The 19,628-nt window shown below is 35.3% G+C and carries 17 protein-coding genes; 3 read left to right on the top strand and 14 right to left on the bottom strand.

Going from position 1 to position 19,628, the window contains the following annotated elements; genetic code table 11:
- The first annotated feature begins 62 nt into the window (after window positions 1–62).
- Window positions 63–2,012, top strand: coding sequence for a transglutaminase domain-containing protein (locus R2800_03775; GenBank protein MEZ5016144.1), 1,950 nt, complete (start codon window positions 63–65; stop codon window positions 2,010–2,012).
- A gap of 28 nt (window positions 2,013–2,040) precedes the next feature.
- Here the strand turns inward: R2800_03775 and R2800_03770 are convergent, their stop codons facing one another.
- From R2800_03770 to R2800_03750, 5 genes are all read right to left on the bottom strand, one after another.
- Entirely contained in the window at window positions 2,041–3,243 is a 1,203-nt protein-coding gene (locus R2800_03770; GenBank protein ID MEZ5016143.1) for a DEAD/DEAH box helicase, read from the bottom strand.
- A gap of 62 nt (window positions 3,244–3,305) precedes the next feature.
- Window positions 3,306–3,962, bottom strand: a complete 657-nt coding sequence (locus R2800_03765; protein MEZ5016142.1) for a response regulator transcription factor — start codon at window positions 3,960–3,962, stop codon at window positions 3,306–3,308.
- Window positions 3,959–4,735 (bottom strand): histidine kinase, encoded by a 777-nt coding sequence (locus R2800_03760; protein MEZ5016141.1) that lies wholly within the window; start codon window positions 4,733–4,735, stop codon window positions 3,959–3,961. Before R2800_03760 ends, R2800_03765 begins: the two co-directional genes overlap by 4 nt.
- Window positions 4,714–4,917: a hypothetical protein gene (locus R2800_03755; GenBank protein ID MEZ5016140.1), complete on the bottom strand. Its 204-nt coding sequence runs from the start codon at window positions 4,915–4,917 to the stop codon at window positions 4,714–4,716. The genes R2800_03760 and R2800_03755 overlap by 22 nt, the downstream gene beginning before the upstream one ends.
- 455 nt (window positions 4,918–5,372) lie before the next feature.
- The gene (locus tag R2800_03750; protein ID MEZ5016139.1) at window positions 5,373–5,837 is read right to left on the bottom strand and encodes a hypothetical protein; all 465 of its coding nucleotides are present in this window, start codon (window positions 5,835–5,837) and stop codon (window positions 5,373–5,375) included.
- Between the two features lie 251 nt (window positions 5,838–6,088).
- Between R2800_03750 and R2800_03745 the strand changes: the two genes are divergently transcribed.
- Window positions 6,089–6,520, top strand: a complete 432-nt coding sequence (locus R2800_03745; GenBank protein MEZ5016138.1) for a hypothetical protein — start codon at window positions 6,089–6,091, stop codon at window positions 6,518–6,520.
- Window positions 6,521–6,592: 72 nt separating this feature from the next.
- Here R2800_03745 and R2800_03740 read toward each other — a convergent pair whose 3' ends face one another.
- A complete protein-coding gene (locus R2800_03740) occupies window positions 6,593–10,633 on the bottom strand; it encodes an HYR domain-containing protein (protein ID MEZ5016137.1) in 4,041 nt (1,346 codons plus the stop codon).
- 299 nt (window positions 10,634–10,932) lie between these two features.
- Here R2800_03740 and R2800_03735 point away from each other — a divergent pair, with 299 nt between their 5' ends.
- A complete protein-coding gene (locus tag R2800_03735; GenBank protein MEZ5016136.1) occupies window positions 10,933–12,222 on the top strand; it encodes a T9SS type A sorting domain-containing protein in 1,290 nt (429 codons plus the stop codon).
- Between the two features lie 24 nt (window positions 12,223–12,246).
- Here R2800_03735 and R2800_03730 read toward each other — a convergent pair whose 3' ends face one another.
- The 8 genes from R2800_03730 to R2800_03695 form a co-directional block, all read right to left on the bottom strand.
- Window positions 12,247–12,615, bottom strand: coding sequence for a hypothetical protein (locus R2800_03730; protein MEZ5016135.1), 369 nt, complete (start codon window positions 12,613–12,615; stop codon window positions 12,247–12,249).
- Between the two features lie 36 nt (window positions 12,616–12,651).
- Window positions 12,652–12,951, bottom strand: coding sequence for a hypothetical protein (locus tag R2800_03725; protein MEZ5016134.1), 300 nt, complete (start codon window positions 12,949–12,951; stop codon window positions 12,652–12,654).
- 242 nt (window positions 12,952–13,193) lie between these two features.
- Window positions 13,194–13,856, bottom strand: coding sequence for a response regulator transcription factor (locus R2800_03720; protein ID MEZ5016133.1), 663 nt, complete (start codon window positions 13,854–13,856; stop codon window positions 13,194–13,196).
- A gap of 60 nt (window positions 13,857–13,916) precedes the next feature.
- On the bottom strand, window positions 13,917–14,900 hold the full coding sequence (locus R2800_03715; protein ID MEZ5016132.1) for a hypothetical protein: 984 nt from the start codon (window positions 14,898–14,900) through the stop codon (window positions 13,917–13,919).
- Between the two features lie 164 nt (window positions 14,901–15,064).
- Entirely contained in the window at window positions 15,065–15,889 is an 825-nt protein-coding gene (locus R2800_03710; protein MEZ5016131.1) for a SagB/ThcOx family dehydrogenase, read from the bottom strand.
- A gap of 50 nt (window positions 15,890–15,939) precedes the next feature.
- A complete protein-coding gene (locus R2800_03705; GenBank protein MEZ5016130.1) occupies window positions 15,940–17,277 on the bottom strand; it encodes a YcaO-like family protein in 1,338 nt (445 codons plus the stop codon).
- A complete protein-coding gene (locus R2800_03700; protein ID MEZ5016129.1) occupies window positions 17,262–18,308 on the bottom strand; it encodes a hypothetical protein in 1,047 nt (348 codons plus the stop codon). Before R2800_03700 ends, R2800_03705 begins: the two co-directional genes overlap by 16 nt.
- A gap of 410 nt (window positions 18,309–18,718) precedes the next feature.
- Entirely contained in the window at window positions 18,719–19,456 is a 738-nt protein-coding gene (locus R2800_03695; GenBank protein ID MEZ5016128.1) for a hypothetical protein, read from the bottom strand.
- Between the last annotated feature and the right edge of the window lie 172 nt (window positions 19,457–19,628).

Raw genomic sequence — 19,628 nt, 5'->3', positions numbered from 1 at the left:
ATAATAAAACTACTATAATATTAGGCTGTATTATGATAAATTAGTGCGATACACTTATTATTATGTACAAGCACCTTTTAATCCTCTGCATAGGTATTGTTTTCAGTTTTCAGCTAAAAGCTCAAATTGACACGACAAATGGTTTTACCGCACCAAATAGTGTAAGTAAAGACCATGTTAAGCTCACAAAATATTTGTGCGAAGGCATAGTAGATGATCAACTAAAAGCCAACCTTATTTATAACTGGATCACACACAATCTTAGTTTTAATCTAAAAGATGCCCAGAAACCTGAAAAACAAAATCCTAGCATAAAAGAGGTGTTACACAACACCAATACAGTAGGTAATGGTTATGCAAACTTATTTATTAGCATGTGTAGAGAGGCAAATCTAAATGCTGTGCCTATACATGGCTACCATAAAAAGTTCTATCACAATCTTGGCGGCGAGTTCCACATAGCCAAAACAGCCATGTGTGCTGTTCTCATAAACGGTACATGGCAATTTATAGATCCTGTAAGCGGTTCAGGTATTATTTCTCATGAACCAAAATGGCTTAGAAAACAACTGAATAGAATTTCTAAAAACGATGTACTCTATGTTAAAGAAGGTGTATTCGTGTCTAAGTATCAACCAGAGTATTTCATGATTGCTCCACAAAAGGTAAGAAAAGACTTTTTAGCTGCAGACCCTATTTGGCAATTATTATCACCGCCTATGTCACTAAATATATTTAGTGGAAATGACAGTATAAATGAAGCATTTAATAAAGGAGCTCAAAGAATTAACAACACACCGCAATTAACAAAAATTGGTCACTTTAACGAGGAGGAACAGGTAACAGACCGTGTTAACCGAACTCATCAATTCAACCCCAACTACTGGCTTGACCTAGCACGAGCAGAACAAATAGAAAGCTATAAATATCTAAAAGACTATATAAACGCTCCTATAGACGGCGACTATAAAAAAGCAATTCTCAAAGCTATCGAATTACGCAAGAATGCTGACGGCTACATCGACTCACAAAAGAAAAAGTTTCCAGCTTACTACTCGGGGCTTAAAAAGAAAAACACTGCTAGACATATTGCAATTAATGGAAGGATAAGAGAGGTAAAGAAAAATATAAAGACAGAAACATCTGCCTTAAATAGAGAAATTACAAAATCTGACAATAACAGAAAAGAACTTGCAAATACAAAGTCTGAAAATCTACAGCAACAAAAAGGAATTGATGAAGAGAAGATCAAAAAAATAAAGACAGCTAAAGAGCAGAAAGACGTAAAATCCACAACTCTAGTGGCCAAAGTGGTAAACATTAATGCAAAGAGTAAGGAAATTCAAGAACAGAACAACCTTATTAATGAAGAGCTAAAAACTTTGGAAAAACACTTTGCTCAAGTAGACCCTAACTATGAACTATACTCATCTAAATCTGCACTTGTAGACTCTCTTCTACAACTAGAAATATATAGTATGGTAGGTCTAAGCTTGGACGATGAAAATCAATACCAAGAGTATATTAACAAAAGTAAAGCTGCATGGACTGATATTACCATACACAGAGAAGCTCTTCTTACAGCCTATGATTCTACCCTAGCCTCTTTCAAAAGAATTGACAAGGCTATTGTAAAACAACATAAGCTTTATGGAGACATCTTAAAAGACATGGAAGATTATAAAGCGCTTAATGATAAATGGATGGAATTGGAGCAAGTATATGCTGAAACAGTTAACAACTACCAAACATCTATTAATAGCCGCAATCAAAACATCAATCTAATATTAGAGCTTCACAACTTCTTAATAGAAAATTTTCAACGTATAAATAAAAACAGAGAAGATAGTGAGGAAACAATAGCATTGATGCAAAAAATAGAGGACCAACGCAAAGACATAACTGAAACCTTAATAATAGAGGATAAAGACTACGACGAGAATATACTAAAGCATATGGCCAAGGTTAACGATGAATCTATAAAAGAATTAAAGAAGATTCTCACAAAATAAAAAATACCTTTAAGCGCAAATACACCTATTATTTGCGCTTAAATTTATTACGCTTATAATAGCTTTTTCTGCTCTTTTTCTTTCTCGGACTATACGCAGGCCCTTCAGGTATCCCCTCTGGATTTGTGGACTTAGGTATCTCTCTTTCAATAAGTTTCTCGATACGAGCAAACTTATCCTGATCTTTATCATTGATAAAAGTAATAGCTGTACCCTTAGTTGCTGCTCTAGCCGTTCTACCTATTCTATGTACATAGTCTTCAGGATCTGGTGGCACATCATAATTTACTACTAAGTCAATACCCTCTACATCTATACCTCGAGACAACACATCTGTACCTATTAGTATAGGCAGCTTCTTACTTTTAAATTTCAATAATATCTCTTCCCTTTGTGCTTGTTCCAAGTCTGAGTGGAATGCTTCTGCTTTTATACCTGCCTTAGCAAATGCTTTATCTAGTTTTTTTACATTCTCTTTGGTTGAGGCAAAGATGATAAGGCTATTATAATTGCCTTGCTTCAGCAAAGTGGTAATTAAATTAAGCTTATCATCATCATACACCATATAAGCTTGCTGATTGATTCCTTCAGCGGGCTTTGATATAGCAATACTTATTTCAACTGGGTTATTTAATATCTTATTAGCCAGTGCTCTGATTTTTGGCGGCATAGTTGCCGAAAACAAAAGCGTCTGCCTCTCTTTAGGCAAATAGCTGATAATCCTCACAATATCATCATAAAACCCCATATCTAACATCCTATCCGCTTCATCAAGTATCAAATGCTGTAAATCATCTAGCTTTACAGCACCCGATGTAAGGTGGGCTATCAGCCTACCAGGAGTAGCTATTACAATATCAACACCTTTGTCTAATGCTTTCTTTTGTTGCGACCATACCTCTCCACTACCTCCACCATATACAGGTATTGAGCTGATATCCATATAATATGCCAAGCCATCTATCTGTTGGTCTATCTGTTGCACCAACTCTCTGGTAGGAGCCAATATCAGTGTGTTTAACTGACAAACGGGCGATGTAATAATATTATGTAAAACAGGCAGTAAATAAGCCGCTGTTTTTCCAGTACCTGTTTGAGCACAGGCGATCAGGTCTTTTTTATCTAAAATAACTGGAATGGCTTTTTCCTGTATGGGAGTGGGCGTCTTGTAGCCCATGCTATCTAACCCGTCTTGTACATCCAGGTCAAATTCAAAATCGTCAAATGTCAACTATTCTATTCTTTTAATATCTGTTGAAGTTAACCAATTTTAGCTATTACGCATACTATATGCTAAAAACCTAGATCCAATACTTTATGCTTAATGGCATACAACACGAGCCCGGCAGTGTTTCGGGCTCCTGTTTTGTCTAGCAAGTTTTGTCGGTGCCCATCTACTGTTCGGGTGCTTATATATAAGGTCTCCGCTATTTCGGTAGTGGTCATTTCCTGGCATATAAGTTTCAACACCTCTTCCTCACGCTTGCTTAGGTGTACTACCCTATCAAAAGACAGCTTTTTATCTTTTACCAGAGCACCCTTACGCATCGCCTCTATCATCATATCATTAAAATGGAATCCATTAGCCATTACATCATTGATAGCTTTTTCTACCTCATCTATTCCGGCATTTTTCAGCAAGTAGCCATCAGCCCCCTGCTCTATCATTCGAACTATAAATTGTTCTTCATCATACACAGATAGAACGATGATCTTAATATCAGGATATTGCTGGTGTATCTGTGCAGTTGCGTCGATGCCATTAAGTCTTGGCATGTTCAAATCCATTAATATCACATCAGGCAGTTGAGTAGTTTTTTCTAAAAATTGCACTAATTCTTGCCCGTCTTCTACCTCTTGTAGCACTTCAATATGCGATATATCATTGATGAGTTTGCTAATACCCTGCCTGAACAAAGTCTGGTCGTCTGCAATAACTACATTTATCATATTGATATTTTTTTAGAGGGTATGATTATATGTACTACTACTGTACTGCCTTTGGTAGTATAACTCACTTCTCCTTTACACTGCTTTACTCTTGCTTCTATATTTTTCAGGCCAAGCCCCCCTCCTTTCAACAATTGCTCATAGTCATATCCTTTACCATCGTCGTAATATTGAATCATTAACTGCTCATCCTCATATTGCATAGCAATATCAATGGTTTCCGCTGCAGCATGCTTTAGGGTATTGTTTACCAACTCATGCAATGCTCTATAAACAGTCAGTTCAATTGTTTTGTCAAAGCGATACTCTTTGGGTAAGGCATCGAGCTGCATTGTAATGTTGGAGCTATTTGCAATACGGTTGCAGAGTTGTAATAATGCTGTCGATAAGCCAAAGGCGGCTAGTGTAGGCGGTAACAAATCATGAGATATACGCCGCACCATATCTATAGTATTATCTATAGTAGCCCGCGTATGATCAAAAGCTTCTGTTGGCAAACCTTCAACTTGCATCCTTAGCAAGGAAAGAGCGGCACCCACCTCATCGTGCAAGTCGCGTGCTATACGTGCACGCTCTTCTTCTGTGGCTTGAATATTACTGTATAGCAAGTTGTCTTTGTATTGTAGCTCCAGTGCATTTTTCTCTTTTTGCTCTTTTATTAACCTTTTGTGATAAGCCCTGAAAAACAACAACATCCCTCCACATAGCAGCAACATACCGGCAGTGCCCGCATAAAGCACAAAATATTTATCTACTTCTTGCCAGCTTTCCATAGAGCAATACCAATTGTAGTATATAATAGCCAAAGAGCTATAGCATGTACACTCCAAGCTATATATGTTTTAATAGTTTCAGCCATAATATAGTTACTGAACAAGAATAGAAATAATGAAATCGAAAAGTATGCTAACAGTGCCATGTTTATCAAATCTATAGGCGTTTTTATGATTGCCATAGGCTTACCTTCAACTAACTGTCTGTAAAAATAGAATACAGAGTAACTGATTATTATAAGACACTCTATAGAACGAGCATAAATATTAAACTCGTTTATTCCGTGCACGTAAAACATATCTATTCCTGCAAAAAAGAGAAAACAAATGACTAATAATGTTATAATCCAATTATGATTGTATCTCCTATATAAAGCATAATAGAAAGCAGAAATCATTAAAAACTCTAATATTGTATATATGTGTAATAGGAAAAGGTTGTTTTTCTTATTCAACCAGTAATATGTTAATACAATCTCACTCACTGAAGCAACAATAATAAAAACTATTACTGGTCGTAAAAGAAAAGGGATTGACTTCCCTTTTACTATACACACAATCAAAGGAAATATAAGAGATAAAGGAGCTACATTAATTAAAAATTTACTAACCAAAGTAACTTGTCTTTTTACAAAAACTATGACTCATTATCATATAATACACTAACCATATCACAAGTACTTGGACAAGGTCTAGAAAAATCATAAACCATAGAATTACCAGTATCACTCGAGTAAACAATGTCAGTACCCGAATTTGTGCCATCTGCATTTTCTACAGCTACCATAAATAAATTCATATGGTCTGCAGGATTTATAAAATTTGGAGAACCCGGAGGTTGAAGGTTAGTAATACCAACGCCAAGATAAAGCCTACAGCCCGTAATATTGTTATCGTTTTGCATCATCATATACATGGCCTCAATATCTTCTTTAGGCATGTAAAATGCACGTATAAAATTATCGTCTGCTCCTAATGTTTTATTGTAAATTCTCCAGTTTGCAGTACTCGTAATAGCAATATCTGCATCTACTATTGGATATGCGGGAATAGCTCCTGCTTGCGCTTCATTTTTAATAGAATCTTTCTTTTCTGATGACATAATCGGGTGTTTTATGAATGATGAAATAAATAACTATTCTCACTAATATATAAAAAGATACCGACAAACAAGTTGTTCTTAACCCACTAAACTCAAAACAGGTATTTATACCTATTTCTAAGAACGAGCAGTTCTGCTCTGTTATCGCTACATCTATAAAACTTCCTTTGTACTATCATTTACAACACAAATGGTAGGCGGATTCTGAAAAGCCTATAATAGAGTAAGAAGCACCTTAAAATTTTATTATTATGGCAAAATCACACAATGTAAAACTGACAATTACCAACAAAAGTGGTGTTGACCTGAACTTTGCAGGAGAATGGTTTGATTCAGGCAGAGTAGCAGATGGTTATTCATGGCCTAAGGTTATCAAGAATGGAGACCATGAAACCATTCTTTGTTATGAAAAAGATGGTGCATTGGCAGGCTGTTCTGGATACTGCATATACAAAGTAAATGGTGGTACAGAGCTAACAATAGCATTTTCTAACCCGTCTGCCGGCAGCAATAAGCTGGGTGCAGGTACAGGAAGTGCCAAAAAAGTATGGGATGACATGGATAACCACGACTACAAACCATTTGTTGTAGAATTTTCTGCAAATGGAAACAACTACTATGCAAACTGTAAATGCACAGGCAGTAGTGTAAATGATGCTACAGTATCTATATCTCCTAGATAACCTAAGAGCTATTGCAACAAGCCACTAGTGTTTTCCTAGTGGCTTATTGCTTATAATTGACCCAATTTGTCACTACCTTTTTATTACAACACGCTCACGATATATATCGTTACCTATCCTCACTTCCACTAGATACATTCCATCCGCTATATCACTAAGATTCAGTATACTATTGGAGCTATTACTGATACTCTTTGTCAATACTATCTTACCAACCAAGTCGTGTACTATAATTTTAGCAGCTTCAACATCTGTAGAAAGCTGAACATTGAAAGTACCATTGTTAGGATTAGGATATATTTTAAGATATTGGTTACCGCTTAACAACTCAGGAGTTACTTCACGACCTTGCTTAGGAGATGAGTTGCAATTATCATTACAGTTACCCAATACGTCTCCAGAATGGTTGGCCAAATGTGCACTTACAGCGTTTTTACTAATACTTAAGGTATTACCATTATGACATAGATATACTTTATTATTTTTCTTTCCAGGCACTCTTATATCCTTAACGCACAGACTAATAGAACAAGTTGTTGAAGCGTTTGTATTATCGGTAACAGTAAGTGTAAAAACATAAGTACCCGCAACCGTTGGTACAACCGTCGGCGACTGACAAGTAGTACAACTTAAGCCACTACCCGACCATAAGTAACTATAACCACTACCACCTGTTGCTACGCCAGTTAGCGTAACAGTTTGTGGACCGTACCCTAAATAGATATTGTTTGGATTACCACCTGTGTATATATTATTTGAAGGTGTAGATGTAATATTACAAGATAACTGACCTGTATTGCCTCCAACGACTGTAACAACACCTGTACAAGTTGAGATATTACCGTTCACATCAGTTACAGTAAGAGTAACATTATTTGTTCCTATATCAGCAGTAATAAAGGAAGTTTTTGACAACACTTTTGATGCTATACCACAATTATCCGAGCTACTACTATCTATATCCGAAACTACAATACTACCTGTTCCATTACTTAAGACCAATGTATAATTCTTACACAATACAACCGGAGGCTGGTTATCTACAACAGTTACAGTTTGCGTACAACTAGAACTATTACCACTACTATCAGTTGCTGTCCAAAGTACATTTGTCGTTCCTACAGGATAGCTCGAAGGGGCATTATTAGTTACAAAAGTAGCACAATTATCACTTACAGTAGGTGTGCCCAAATTTACACTTGTAGCAAAACAAGCCCCATTATCAGCATTAACCGTAATATTTGCAGGACATGTAATAATTGGCTTGGTCGTATCTATAACTGTTACATTTTGTTTACAGGTAGAAATATTACCATTATTATCAGCCACAGTCCATAAAACCTGAGTAGTTCCTACACTATAGGTCGACGGCGCATTATTGAATACGGTATCAATACCACAAGCATCTGAAGCAGTTGGTTGCGACAAAATAACACCTGATGCGGTACAAAGACCATTATCAGTAGAAATTGTAATATTCTGCCCACAAGTCACCACAGGTTTTAATGTATCTAATACAGTAATAACAAAGGTTGTATCTACAGAATCACACTGATTCCACAATGAGAGAGTAACAGTAGTATTACCAACATTGAAGGAATTACCTGAACCATTGCCATTTCCCGCGCCTGTAGTAGCACCAGATAAATTATAGATCATAGAAGGAGCAGGAACACCAATAACATTTACAGCATAATTAATCGTTGTATTGCATGATATTGTTGCATACCCTATTATTGCCGTAGGCACTAATGTAAATTGAGGAGCAGTACCAACCGTAAGTGATGCTGGAATAGATATTGCAGCAGGAGATACGGTTCCTGTAGCAATACATCTATATTCATAACTACTCATAGATACCGTAGGTGCAGACAAACTAAGCATTGCCGTTGTTGCACCACCATACACGCCACCGTTGGTTATATCAACCCAGCCATTCCCGTCATTTTCTTGCCATTGATAACTAGTAGCATTAGTTGCTACAATAGTAAAGCCAGCACTTTCACCTAAGCAAATGGAAGTATCGGTAGGTTGCATTGTTATTATAGGAGATGGATCATAAGCACACAAACTAAACTCCCCTCCTTCATCAACATTATAATTCCATACTCTCAAATAAAGTGTTTGTCCTATTATCGAAGTATCATTATAATTCATGGTATTATTTAACTGTGCACATGCCAGCTGTGTAAAAGAACCACAGCTACCGGAATAAAGGGCAAATTGTGCATTTACACCACTAATATTTTGCCTATTAATAGTAAGCTTCCCTGATGCCGGCATTTGCAATGTAAACCAAACATCTCCTCCTTTATAAAAACCGCAGCTAGGGTTTGGTGCTATTGCTGTTGTTTCATTTGTTGCATACCTATTAGTATAGTTATTAGGAACACATGCAGATCCAACAGTAAGTGGTATTGCATTAGCACAGTTATTATTTACAGGGATTGGTGGATCCCAAACACAAATTTGAAAACCTCCTCCTTCGTCAACATTATAGTTCCAAACTCTTAAATACAATGTATCTCCTACCACCGTACTATCTATGTACGTTTTTCCTGCATCAAGCTGAGCACAGAATAGTTGAGAGAAAGAACCACAGTTACCTGAATAAACAGCGTATTGAGCATTGGCACCTGCATTTTGCTTTTCAACACGTAAGTTTCCAGATGCTGGCATCACAAACTTGAACCATATATCCCCCCCTTTATAAAAACCACAACTAGGGTTAGCTGCTATAGATGTAGGCTCTGCAGAAGCATAGGCATTGGTAAAAGACACCATATTACATACCGTATCTATATCCAACATTATCGCATCGGCACAGTCATCATTAACTGGTATTTCTGGTTCCCATACACATATTTCAAAATTGCCTCCTTCTTCTGTATTGTAATTCCATACTCTCAAAGTCAACGTATCACCTCCAACAGAAGGATTAATTACAGTTTTTCCTGCGTCTAATTGAGCACACATTATCTGACTAAATGCCCCACAGCTACCTGAAAAAACAGCATATTGTGGATTCATGCCAAATCCTTTAGCCTCTACTCTAAATATACCAGATGCTGGTGCAACAAACTTGAACCAAACATCCCCTCCTTGATAAAAACCGCAAGTTGGATTAGGGGCAATAGTTGTAGACTCACCGGTTGCATAGGCATTGGAATATAAACCACTATTGCACACAGTATCTACATTAAGCATTATTGGGTCAGTGCAATTATTATTTACAGGTATAGTAGGTTCCCATACACAAACATCAAAGTCACCTCCTTCTTCACTATTATATCTATATACTCTAAGATAAAGTGTATCACCTGCTAAGGAGGTGTCTATATATGTTTTTTCATAATTAAGTTGGGCACATAATACTTGAGAAAAAGAGCCACAACTACCCTTGTATATAGCATATTGAGGAGCATCGCCGGTTAGCTCAAACCTAATATTACCAGATGCAGGCATGATAAATTTAAACCACACATCTCCACCTTGATAGAATCCACAACTCGGGTTTGGAGCAACAGATGTAGGCTGTCCTGTAGAATATTTAGAGGTATAAGACACCTTATTACAGGATGTATCTACATTTAACATTATAGCGTCTGCACAGTTATTATTTATCGGCACCGGAGGTTCCCAAACACAAATTCTAAAAATACCACCTGTTGCACTATTGTACTTGTATACCCTTATATATATATCTTTGCCAGCAAGGGCAGGATCCGATATTGTTCTATCAGGATTTAATTGATTACAGGAATACCATGTTAATGCTGCGCAGGAGTCTGTATAAATAGCAAACTGGGCATTAATACTTGTAATTCCTCTTACTTCAACCCTAATATTACCTGAAGATGGCACTGTAGCTTTAAACCACACATCACCACCTTGATAAAATCCACAGCCGGGTGAAGGAACTCCAACAGATGCAGTGGCATTATAATTATTAAAGGTATCATAGTGGCAAACTGTATCTACATTGAGCAATATAGCGCCAGAGCAATCATCATTTGATGGAGCCTGTGCATTAACAGACATTGTTGCTAAAAAAAACAGTACTACAACAAAAAAGCTTTTGTAGATTTTGAGTATCAATTCGTGCAAGTTCATATTGGGCGATTTAATGATCAACAATTGCTAAGTAGAAATACTTAACATGATGCAGGATTCTCTATTATACTCTAAAATGAAAAAAGTCAGGTTTTATAAGTTAGTAAATATATATGATAGATTATATATCTCTATACGCTTTACAACAATTTAATATAAACTATTATATCCATTACTTAAGAAGAATCAGTATTAATTCGAACCAATTGAGAATATAACTTATTGATATTAAGCAGCATAACAATAAAACTATTCCATTACAAACTATTAGAGGTTTGTACCTGTCTTAGGTGACAGGTATGCGACTATATATTTCTATTCTTGTAATGCTCTTTGCAGTTAAGAGCTATGGACAAACACAAAACAATAAAAAGCTGAATGCACTATTTATTGGCAATAGCTATACTGCAGTAAATTCTCTACCACAAATTGTATCAGATATTGCAAAAAGCATGGGAGACACACTGACTTATGGTATTGAAGCACCAGGAGGTTATTACTTCCTAAGTCATATTAGCGTTAACCCTCCGGCAACTATCAATAAAATAAAAGTTGGTAATTGGAATTATGTTATACTTCAAGAACAAAGTGTTAACCCCGCGCAACCAGATAATGGTGTCAATACAACTTTGTTTCCTTATGCAAAACGTCTTGATAGCCTTATTAACTTATATAATAATTGTGTTGAAACAATATTCTATATGACTTGGGGCAGAAAAAATGGAGACTCTTTTTTTTGCGATTATTATACAACAAAATTTAACTGGCCTTACTACTGCTCCTATAATACTATGGATAGTATGATCCGTATTAGGTATGAACAACTAGGAGACAGTAATAATGCTATACTTTCTCCTGTTGGGGCTATATGGCGATATATAAGAAACAATTACCCAAATATCGAGCTATATGACTCCGACGAAAGTCACCCTTCTGAAGCAGGGTCTTATGCAGGTGCATGCAGCTTTTATACTACATTATTTAGGAAAGATCCTACACTGATTAAATATAACTATACCTTATCTACTAATGATGCCTCTAATATTAGAAATGCAGTAAAAGCAGTATTGTATGACAGCTTACAGTATTGGCATGTAGGCCAATATAGAACTGAAGCAGGATTCTCTTATACACAAAATAATGCTACTGTAAATTTCAACAACCTTTCAGTGAATAATACCAGCACTACTTGGTATTTTGGCGATGGGCAATTTACCAATGCTCCAAACCCTATGCATACCTATACTAGTACAGGCAGCCATACAGTTATGCAAATTGCTCACGACAACATTTCTGGTTGTGATGATACCGCATATGCTCCCATCAACATATTTCCGACTACTATTAATGGTATTCAACCCCATATCTCAGCAATAACAATACCTAACCCCAATAACGGTATTTTTAAAGTAGGCATGAATGGAAAAATTGTACAAATATCAATTTCAGATATTTATGGAAGAGAGGTATATCATAACAATACCTCTCCTAATTTTAATATTAATATCAGTAATGAACCTAAGGGACTATATATAATGAAAGTTATTGATCAGGATGGTGAAGCTATACGTAAATTCTTAAAATTATAGGTTAACGCTAACATACGCCTATACTTATTTTATATAATTCTCTGCTCTTTTTGTAAACTTAGCTAACATACTTTGCGCAGTATACCCTAAACTTATATACCCTAAACCTAGCCACTTACCAGCAAAGTCAAGTTGGCTTATTTCATGAGATGTTAATGTAGCTCCAACAATAACTAAAATAGAGATAGCTATACTAAAGCGTTCAAGTTTCCAATAGTTTAATAAGTTGATTTCGCCTTTAGCCTTTCTATTGATCCCATCCAACTTAACAAGATTATGAAGAATAATCCCAATCATTCCCATTCCAACTAAAAATGTTAGTGTATAAAGTTCGCTATTAGCAATGTAATTTGTTATTACAGTCATTGTGTCATCATTTCCTTGTTTTCCCATAAAATCTCTTTGTAGTATTTGCAATACAGCATAGCATTATGCATTATCGTCGGCAACAACAAGCTTACTTAGCAAGCTGTAACTGGTATATCCAATAGTAAATGTGCCAATAGCTAACCATCTTCCGGCTAGCTCCAAAGGACTTATATAATGCGACAATGCTGATGTTATGAATACCAATATTGCTGATAGACTTACTATCAGCAATTGTGTAGACAGTTCACTTTTACTCGGGACACCCTTGTTAGGCAAAATAACTTTGAACGCAAATTGCAATGCAATACCAAGCAGTCCTAAAAGAATCATTAAGATGGTAGTATTATTTATCATTTTCATTTTTTTTGTTAGTGTAAAATTATAGGCTGACAGAGGTTGGAAATGTGCTGTATCACTAATAAAAAAAAATCTTTACACGCACTTGAGATGTTATTATAATTGCTACTTATTAGAGTCATAAACAAGAAACTAACTAACAAAATGCCTATAACTAAAATCATCGCATTGTAATTACAATGCGATGATTTTAGTTATAGGTAGTCAAGAGATAATGATATACTACAATTAAATGTAAAAAAGCTTTACACCTTATAAGCTTCATTGATCGTCGACTCTAAACCTATGTTCAATGCAAAAGTTGCTAATGCTGTTCGTGTGCGCACGTTAAGCTTATCGAACAATACTTTACTATACTTATCTATAGTCCGTGGGCTTACGCATAGGATATCAGCTATTTGTTTATAGGTAAGCTCCGTGGCACAAAGAGACAAAAACCTCAACTCCAAATTTGTCAACACGGGGATATCAGCACTATCATTATTAAGTAAATAGATCATCCTACCAGAAATTACGTCAGGATAATAGTATCCATTAAAATGAATTTTATGAATAGCCTCATGTAATTCAGTAGGTTTACAATTCTTTAGCATATAGCCATTAGTACCACATCTTAATGTTTTTACTATAGCGTGAATATTATTATACGCTGATAACATCAAGACTTTTACTTTTGGCCATTTTTCTTTTATTGACATTAAGGTATCATAACCATTTAGGTTGGGCATATTAATATCTAGAATACAAATATCAATATTGGGGGTTGATGTTTCTATCTTCTCAAGTGCAGAGCTACCATCCTCGGCCTCAAACACAACTTGACAATCATCAAAACCTGAGATAATACTGGCTAAGCCCGAACGGTATAACGTATGATCATCGGCAATGCCGATTTTAATTGTTTTCATTATTAAGTAATATGGTTTAGTGTTTATAAAATCGAAAATACAAAATAGAAGTACTATATATCAGTTCTCAATCTGCTTTATATAAGACATAATAACCTTTGCATAGTTGTTGCAGTTATTTATAGCTAACATAACAAAAGATAGTTGCTCTGAATTATTAGCATACTTCACCATTGCATCTTCGTATTTCAATATTATATCATTGTAATTTAAAAAAGAATACTCTGCCTTATAATTATCCCTTACGTCTTTCTCTTGCTCATTCCCAGAGGCGGTATATATTTTAAAAACAAAACCTGACTTTATATCCCCTTCTATTGTTAAGCATTTCTTATCAGGCCAAGTTATTGTCTTAGCAATAAAAGTTTTGTAAAGGCCATCATTCTCTTTTTCCAAAAAAGACAACATATGTGTAAAAGAATCTACGATGGCATAATTAGTTGCTCTTTTATAATAACTTACTAGCCTTGGTGCTTTGTTACTGATAAAACTTATCCCTTGTTTTAATAAGTTGCTCAATAAAGCCAGTATTAGGAAATAAAAACTAATTAAAGCATAAGAGGAATAATTATTATTAATAATACTCATTTTTTTACTTAAAATCTTATTATAAGACTCTAGCACAGTATCTGAAATACGAGAAATTTCTTCAAGATCATTTTCAGATAACACCTGCTTCCATCTGTCGTAAGAATTAAGAATAATCTCTATTTCCTCTTTTAGCTTCAACATTCCATCAGATTGTCCTTGTGTAATATTGAATATATTTTTTAACCTTTTACTCTCCTCGGCTAACAAGTGGAAAAAGACATCGATATCTTCACTTAATTCAGATACTACCTCATTGGCATTAGAAATGCCGTTAATAAAATCGTCTATTATTCCTTGTAATGACTCATTCAATATCGCGAATGAATTCAATTCTAATATTGTCCTTTGGTTAGGAGAGGTACCTAAACAACAAAAACTGATAGAGTCTTTTATTGGTATATATTCAGGATGTGCTCCTGCATACTCCAATAAGCCTATTGACAAACGTCCCATAATCGATTGAATATTTAAGCGAGTTCATGCTGATACGTTTAGGATAAGTATATAGAATTATAACCTCAAGGCTATATTTCATATATAAATTAGGTTTTATGCTAAAATAGTTTCAATATTACATTATAACACATATATTTTGTTTTACTACCACTTTTTTATAGTTAATTATTATCAGGGGTATTAGCCGTTCCAATCAATATACAGTATTGCACCATAGTCTCTAGTCCATCAACATCCAACATCTCATTCAATGCATCATCCATAAACCCACCAACGCATACGGCACCCGCATCTTCCATTTCTACAGCCAGAGATATATTTTGTGCAATGTGACCTGCTTCTAGCAAGGCAAACCTATATGCTCTTTCTTTGTACTTAAACTTAGCCCTCATCATGTTGGATACAAGCATAATTGACACAGCACTATTAGCTACTGTTTTCCTCATCGGTCGCATACTCGCATTCAACTGTTCATTTAGCTCATCTCTAGAAGCTTTCGAAATCAAATAAAGGCAGTTTTCTACAGGGGAATACATATATAATCCAGGCTCAACAGTGGCAACATTTTGTATAACACAATAAATATCAATAGGGTACAATCCTCCCGGGGATGGTGCCGTTCTCATATTCCATTCAACTCCATCTGCATGTTTTTCTTTTCTATTTACTCCATCACCAGCAAATAGAATATTTGATAGCGAAGCAAATGACAATGGTTTATCTGCAAATTCTCGGCGTGACTGTCTTTTCAAAAACATATCGTAATCTTCCTGCTTGTCCTTATCAGTTAGGATATTCTGTTTTAACGAAACAGAGGGATAACCATGGTAAGTATAATTGGGTTTTGATATTACCTCTCTTATTTCTTTGGAGCTATTAACATGATTGATCCATTTATAAAAATTATAGTCAACCATTCTCATTTTCGATTTTTCATGATATAACTCACTCAGGGAGAAGTATTCTTCATTCTTAATATTGTGCATCTCTTAATTTTAAAATGTAAATAAATGGTATTCTTAAAGTACGCTGCTGGCTATGGATAAGGATGAGGATATGAATTTAGAACAACAGGTTCTTTTGGACTCTTGAGACCAACTGCATAAGGCACTTCCTTCCATCGCTTACCGCCCAAATATTGATAAGTGTAGTCTCCATCCATTAATTCTAAAGCAGGCGTAAGAACCTTAACAATGTTAACTCCGCAGGCATGCGCCTCTGGTGAAGTAAGATTAACACCTAAAACATCATAGCCTTTACTACGGAATTCGTCGGTAACTTGAGCTAATATCTCTTCAATCGTTTTGTTCTTATAAGCATTGTTATCCCTTAACCTACTAAGAGTAAGTGTTGCTTCTTTCGGTTGAAATTTAAAGGCATCTGACATATCATTATAAGCATACAACTCCATCCTATCCGTAAAAGATTTCACATTAGTATATCCGTCCACAATCGGAAAATCAACATCATCTTTATAGATCTTCCAAATATGCCCCTGCACTAATTCTAAAAGGGTTTTTAATACCGCCTTTTCGGGATCAGGATGAGCAGCGCCACCTACAACTCGGGAAACATACTCTCCCCTATAATCTGTAAGCACACCAAAAAACGAATGGATTCCCAAATCCATTGTAGTACAGTAAATATCATACTGCAATCCAGGACGCATGAACTTAGATGTGTATAGTTCGTATATACCAGAATCTTTATCAATAGATATCTTAGGACATGGGAGTTGGTTCTTCCACATGATCATAAAAGCATCACGCTCTATTAATTCACACAACCCTTTAAGAGTAGCTTCAGCAGCAGACGTTGCGCATGATGCACCTGTTGACAAAGAGGCATTTAAAACTTTTTCTCCTTCTTCTTTATAATGAGAATAGTAAGGAAGATAAACAAAACATGCTGGCACGTATTTACTCACCTTATCTACTATGCTATCTGCAAGCACCCAAGTTACAGGCACATTTTCATCAAACATTACATATGGAGCAATGTTTTGAGACTCATCGAAAAGACTCCAATCCTTAGGCTCCACAATAGGTAAACCTTTTTCCTTCAATTCTTTCGCTGTTGCAAAAACTAGATCTTCTGGATGTATAATACTTAAAGAATAACGTTCAATAGTTTCACCAATAGCAGCGTAGTAGGCATCTTCCCAACTTATACCAGCTCCTGAACCACTTATTTTGTAGTCAACAGGTATGCCAATCTTTTTCAAACTACATGCCGTAGCTGCAGTTACAAACACTTCTGGATCTGAATGGTTAATATTGATCTCTGCAACATAATTTACAATACCTGTTTCCGGATGAAATAGATCAAGAAGTGTCTTGTCTCCAAAATGAGACTTCTTTATATGTTTTCCCATAATTTTTTTGTTGGTTTTATTTTGTTAACACCACAGATCGGACAACGAGGTATTTTAAATACTGTTTCAAAAAAGGTTTTACCGCTAAAAACATCTAGTACCCATATGTTATCTACAGTAGCTAAGTCAGCGATATATGAGTAGTATTTAACGATCTCAAGACATATAAAATCAACACCTAATGAGATATTAAGATTTGCATTGTCAGGAGACACGGCTTGTGGTGGCAAATTATGTGCTGCAGCACTTTTTCTTATTTGAAAACATTTATAGCAAGCAGATTGCTTATAAATATAAAAAGGACCAATATAGACTTTAGGAAATGATACCTGATAAGGTAGAAAATCCTTTTTATGTTGCTTACACAAATCATTAATTTTTACAGCAATTGTTTCAGAAAAGTTTTCAGCCATGTAGATCACTACATCAACTTCTGCATTAATAATTGTATTTGCATCTAAATCCTGTGAAGTTGTCTTATGTAAATAAATATTAGAATAAGGGTTACCCATTGTTTCAATAGCCCTTAATACTTTAGCTTCCTCTTCAAGAACATTTTCAGCAGCATGTATATAATAATGTATATCTCCTATACCGATCTTAATAAGTTCTAAAATTAGTTGGCAAGCATTATCCCCATTACCGACCAACATAACCTTTCCTTCCTTAATTCTTTTTTGATGACTTAAAGCACTTGGAGAAAAAGGCATGAACATACTTTTCTTGTCAAAACCAAATTTTGCCAAAGCTTTCAATTGGCTATCAAGCCCCTTTAGTTCATCTGGTTCAAAAGCTCCCAAATCTGATTCTGACGATTCAGATATAACACCTTCTTTCTGAAGTTCATTCATAACGGTCATAATATCACTTATCATATGACCATTAACTAATAACAATTTAGCAATATCATCAGCAGTTCTTACACCATCAACAAGATTTAGATATATTGCCTTAAGGCTTTTTTCATCAGCTATATATCTAGCCAAATCTGCATTAGGATTAATTTGAGGGATATAATAAAGAAGCCTCATAGTGAAATAGTTTTAAGATTAAAAAATGAAATTGTGTAATTGTTATAGCATTGTTTATCGCTATATAATGCTATATCATCATGGTTAAAGGTTTGCTGTTTAGGGTATAAACAGCTATTCTTTTTCATTATCATACTTGTTTTTTAAGTGTTAATAATCTGATTCATATCGATATGATGAGCAAAACTATAATCTGACTACCTGTGATTTATTGATGCTTCACTACAATTGTGCTGATGTTCCACATGACATGTAAGGGTATATTTTCAAAAAAAAATAGTGATACTACACCTTGAAAAAAGAATTGTTTTATTATATAAAAAACAAGGCGCCTTACGGGGCGCCCTGTCAAGTCCAGTGAAACTATTTGTAATTGGTTCTAGTCAAAAATGAACATACTCATGTAGCTATTAAAGTTCTATAGTAAGAGTAGACGATGAGCTTGTACAAGCGTTTGAACTTGTAGAAGTACATACTGTAACTTCGAAACCAAGATCAAACAAACCAGCTCTCATACTAACAGACTGAGAGAATTTAGAAGCAACAACTGCATCTTGTGTTAAAGTATCAATACCACCAGTTGGATATAAACCACTAGCATAAGAGTCATTCAATAGAGTTCCCAATGCATAAGCAGCGATTTCTCCCATATCAGCAAAACCAGTTTTAGCAGAAAGTTCTTGAGCACTTGGAGTATTCAAGTGATCAACACTCATAGAAGCACCTATTTGCTCAGGTGTTTGGTTTACTAATGCAACTCTGTTAACAGCAGTACTTACAATATCACCAGTCTTACCGATCTCTTTTAATGTGATACTGTTAATTTGCAAAGGATTGTGACTAATATTAGCTACTGCAGCTACGTGAACACCTACTCCGTTAGAAAAATAGCTAACGATACTTGCAGCTTCATGGCTTGGAGTAGTAGCAAAATCAAAATCTGTAAAACTTGGATTAATTACCATAGTATATGATTCGCCAGGGTTTTCTGGGTCAACACCTACTATTGCAATAGTTCTGTCAGAATAAAAAACTTTACCTTCAGCCTCAAAACTTGCTTTTAAGGTTTGATAGTTAGCGTTAGGGTCACATTGACTTTGTGTAATTTGTACTGCACTCGCGTTGTCTAAGATTGAATAATTCGCCATAATTGGATTATTTTTTTAGTTAAGGATAGTTTCACTGAACTTTGTATCCATTTTTGATATAGCAAATGTAGTTTGAGCTATAGCCCTAAAATTTATGCTATTACCATATTTAGTGGGATTTATATACACTAGCAGTTAGATATATCTCCCATTAAAAATGCTCATAAAAACA

The organism is Flavipsychrobacter sp., assembly GCA_041392855.1.
Taxonomy (GTDB): Bacteria; Bacteroidota; Bacteroidia; order Chitinophagales; family Chitinophagaceae; genus UBA5543.
Note: the sequence above shows the minus strand (reverse complement) of the source record. Positions and strands in the feature narration are given on the sequence as shown.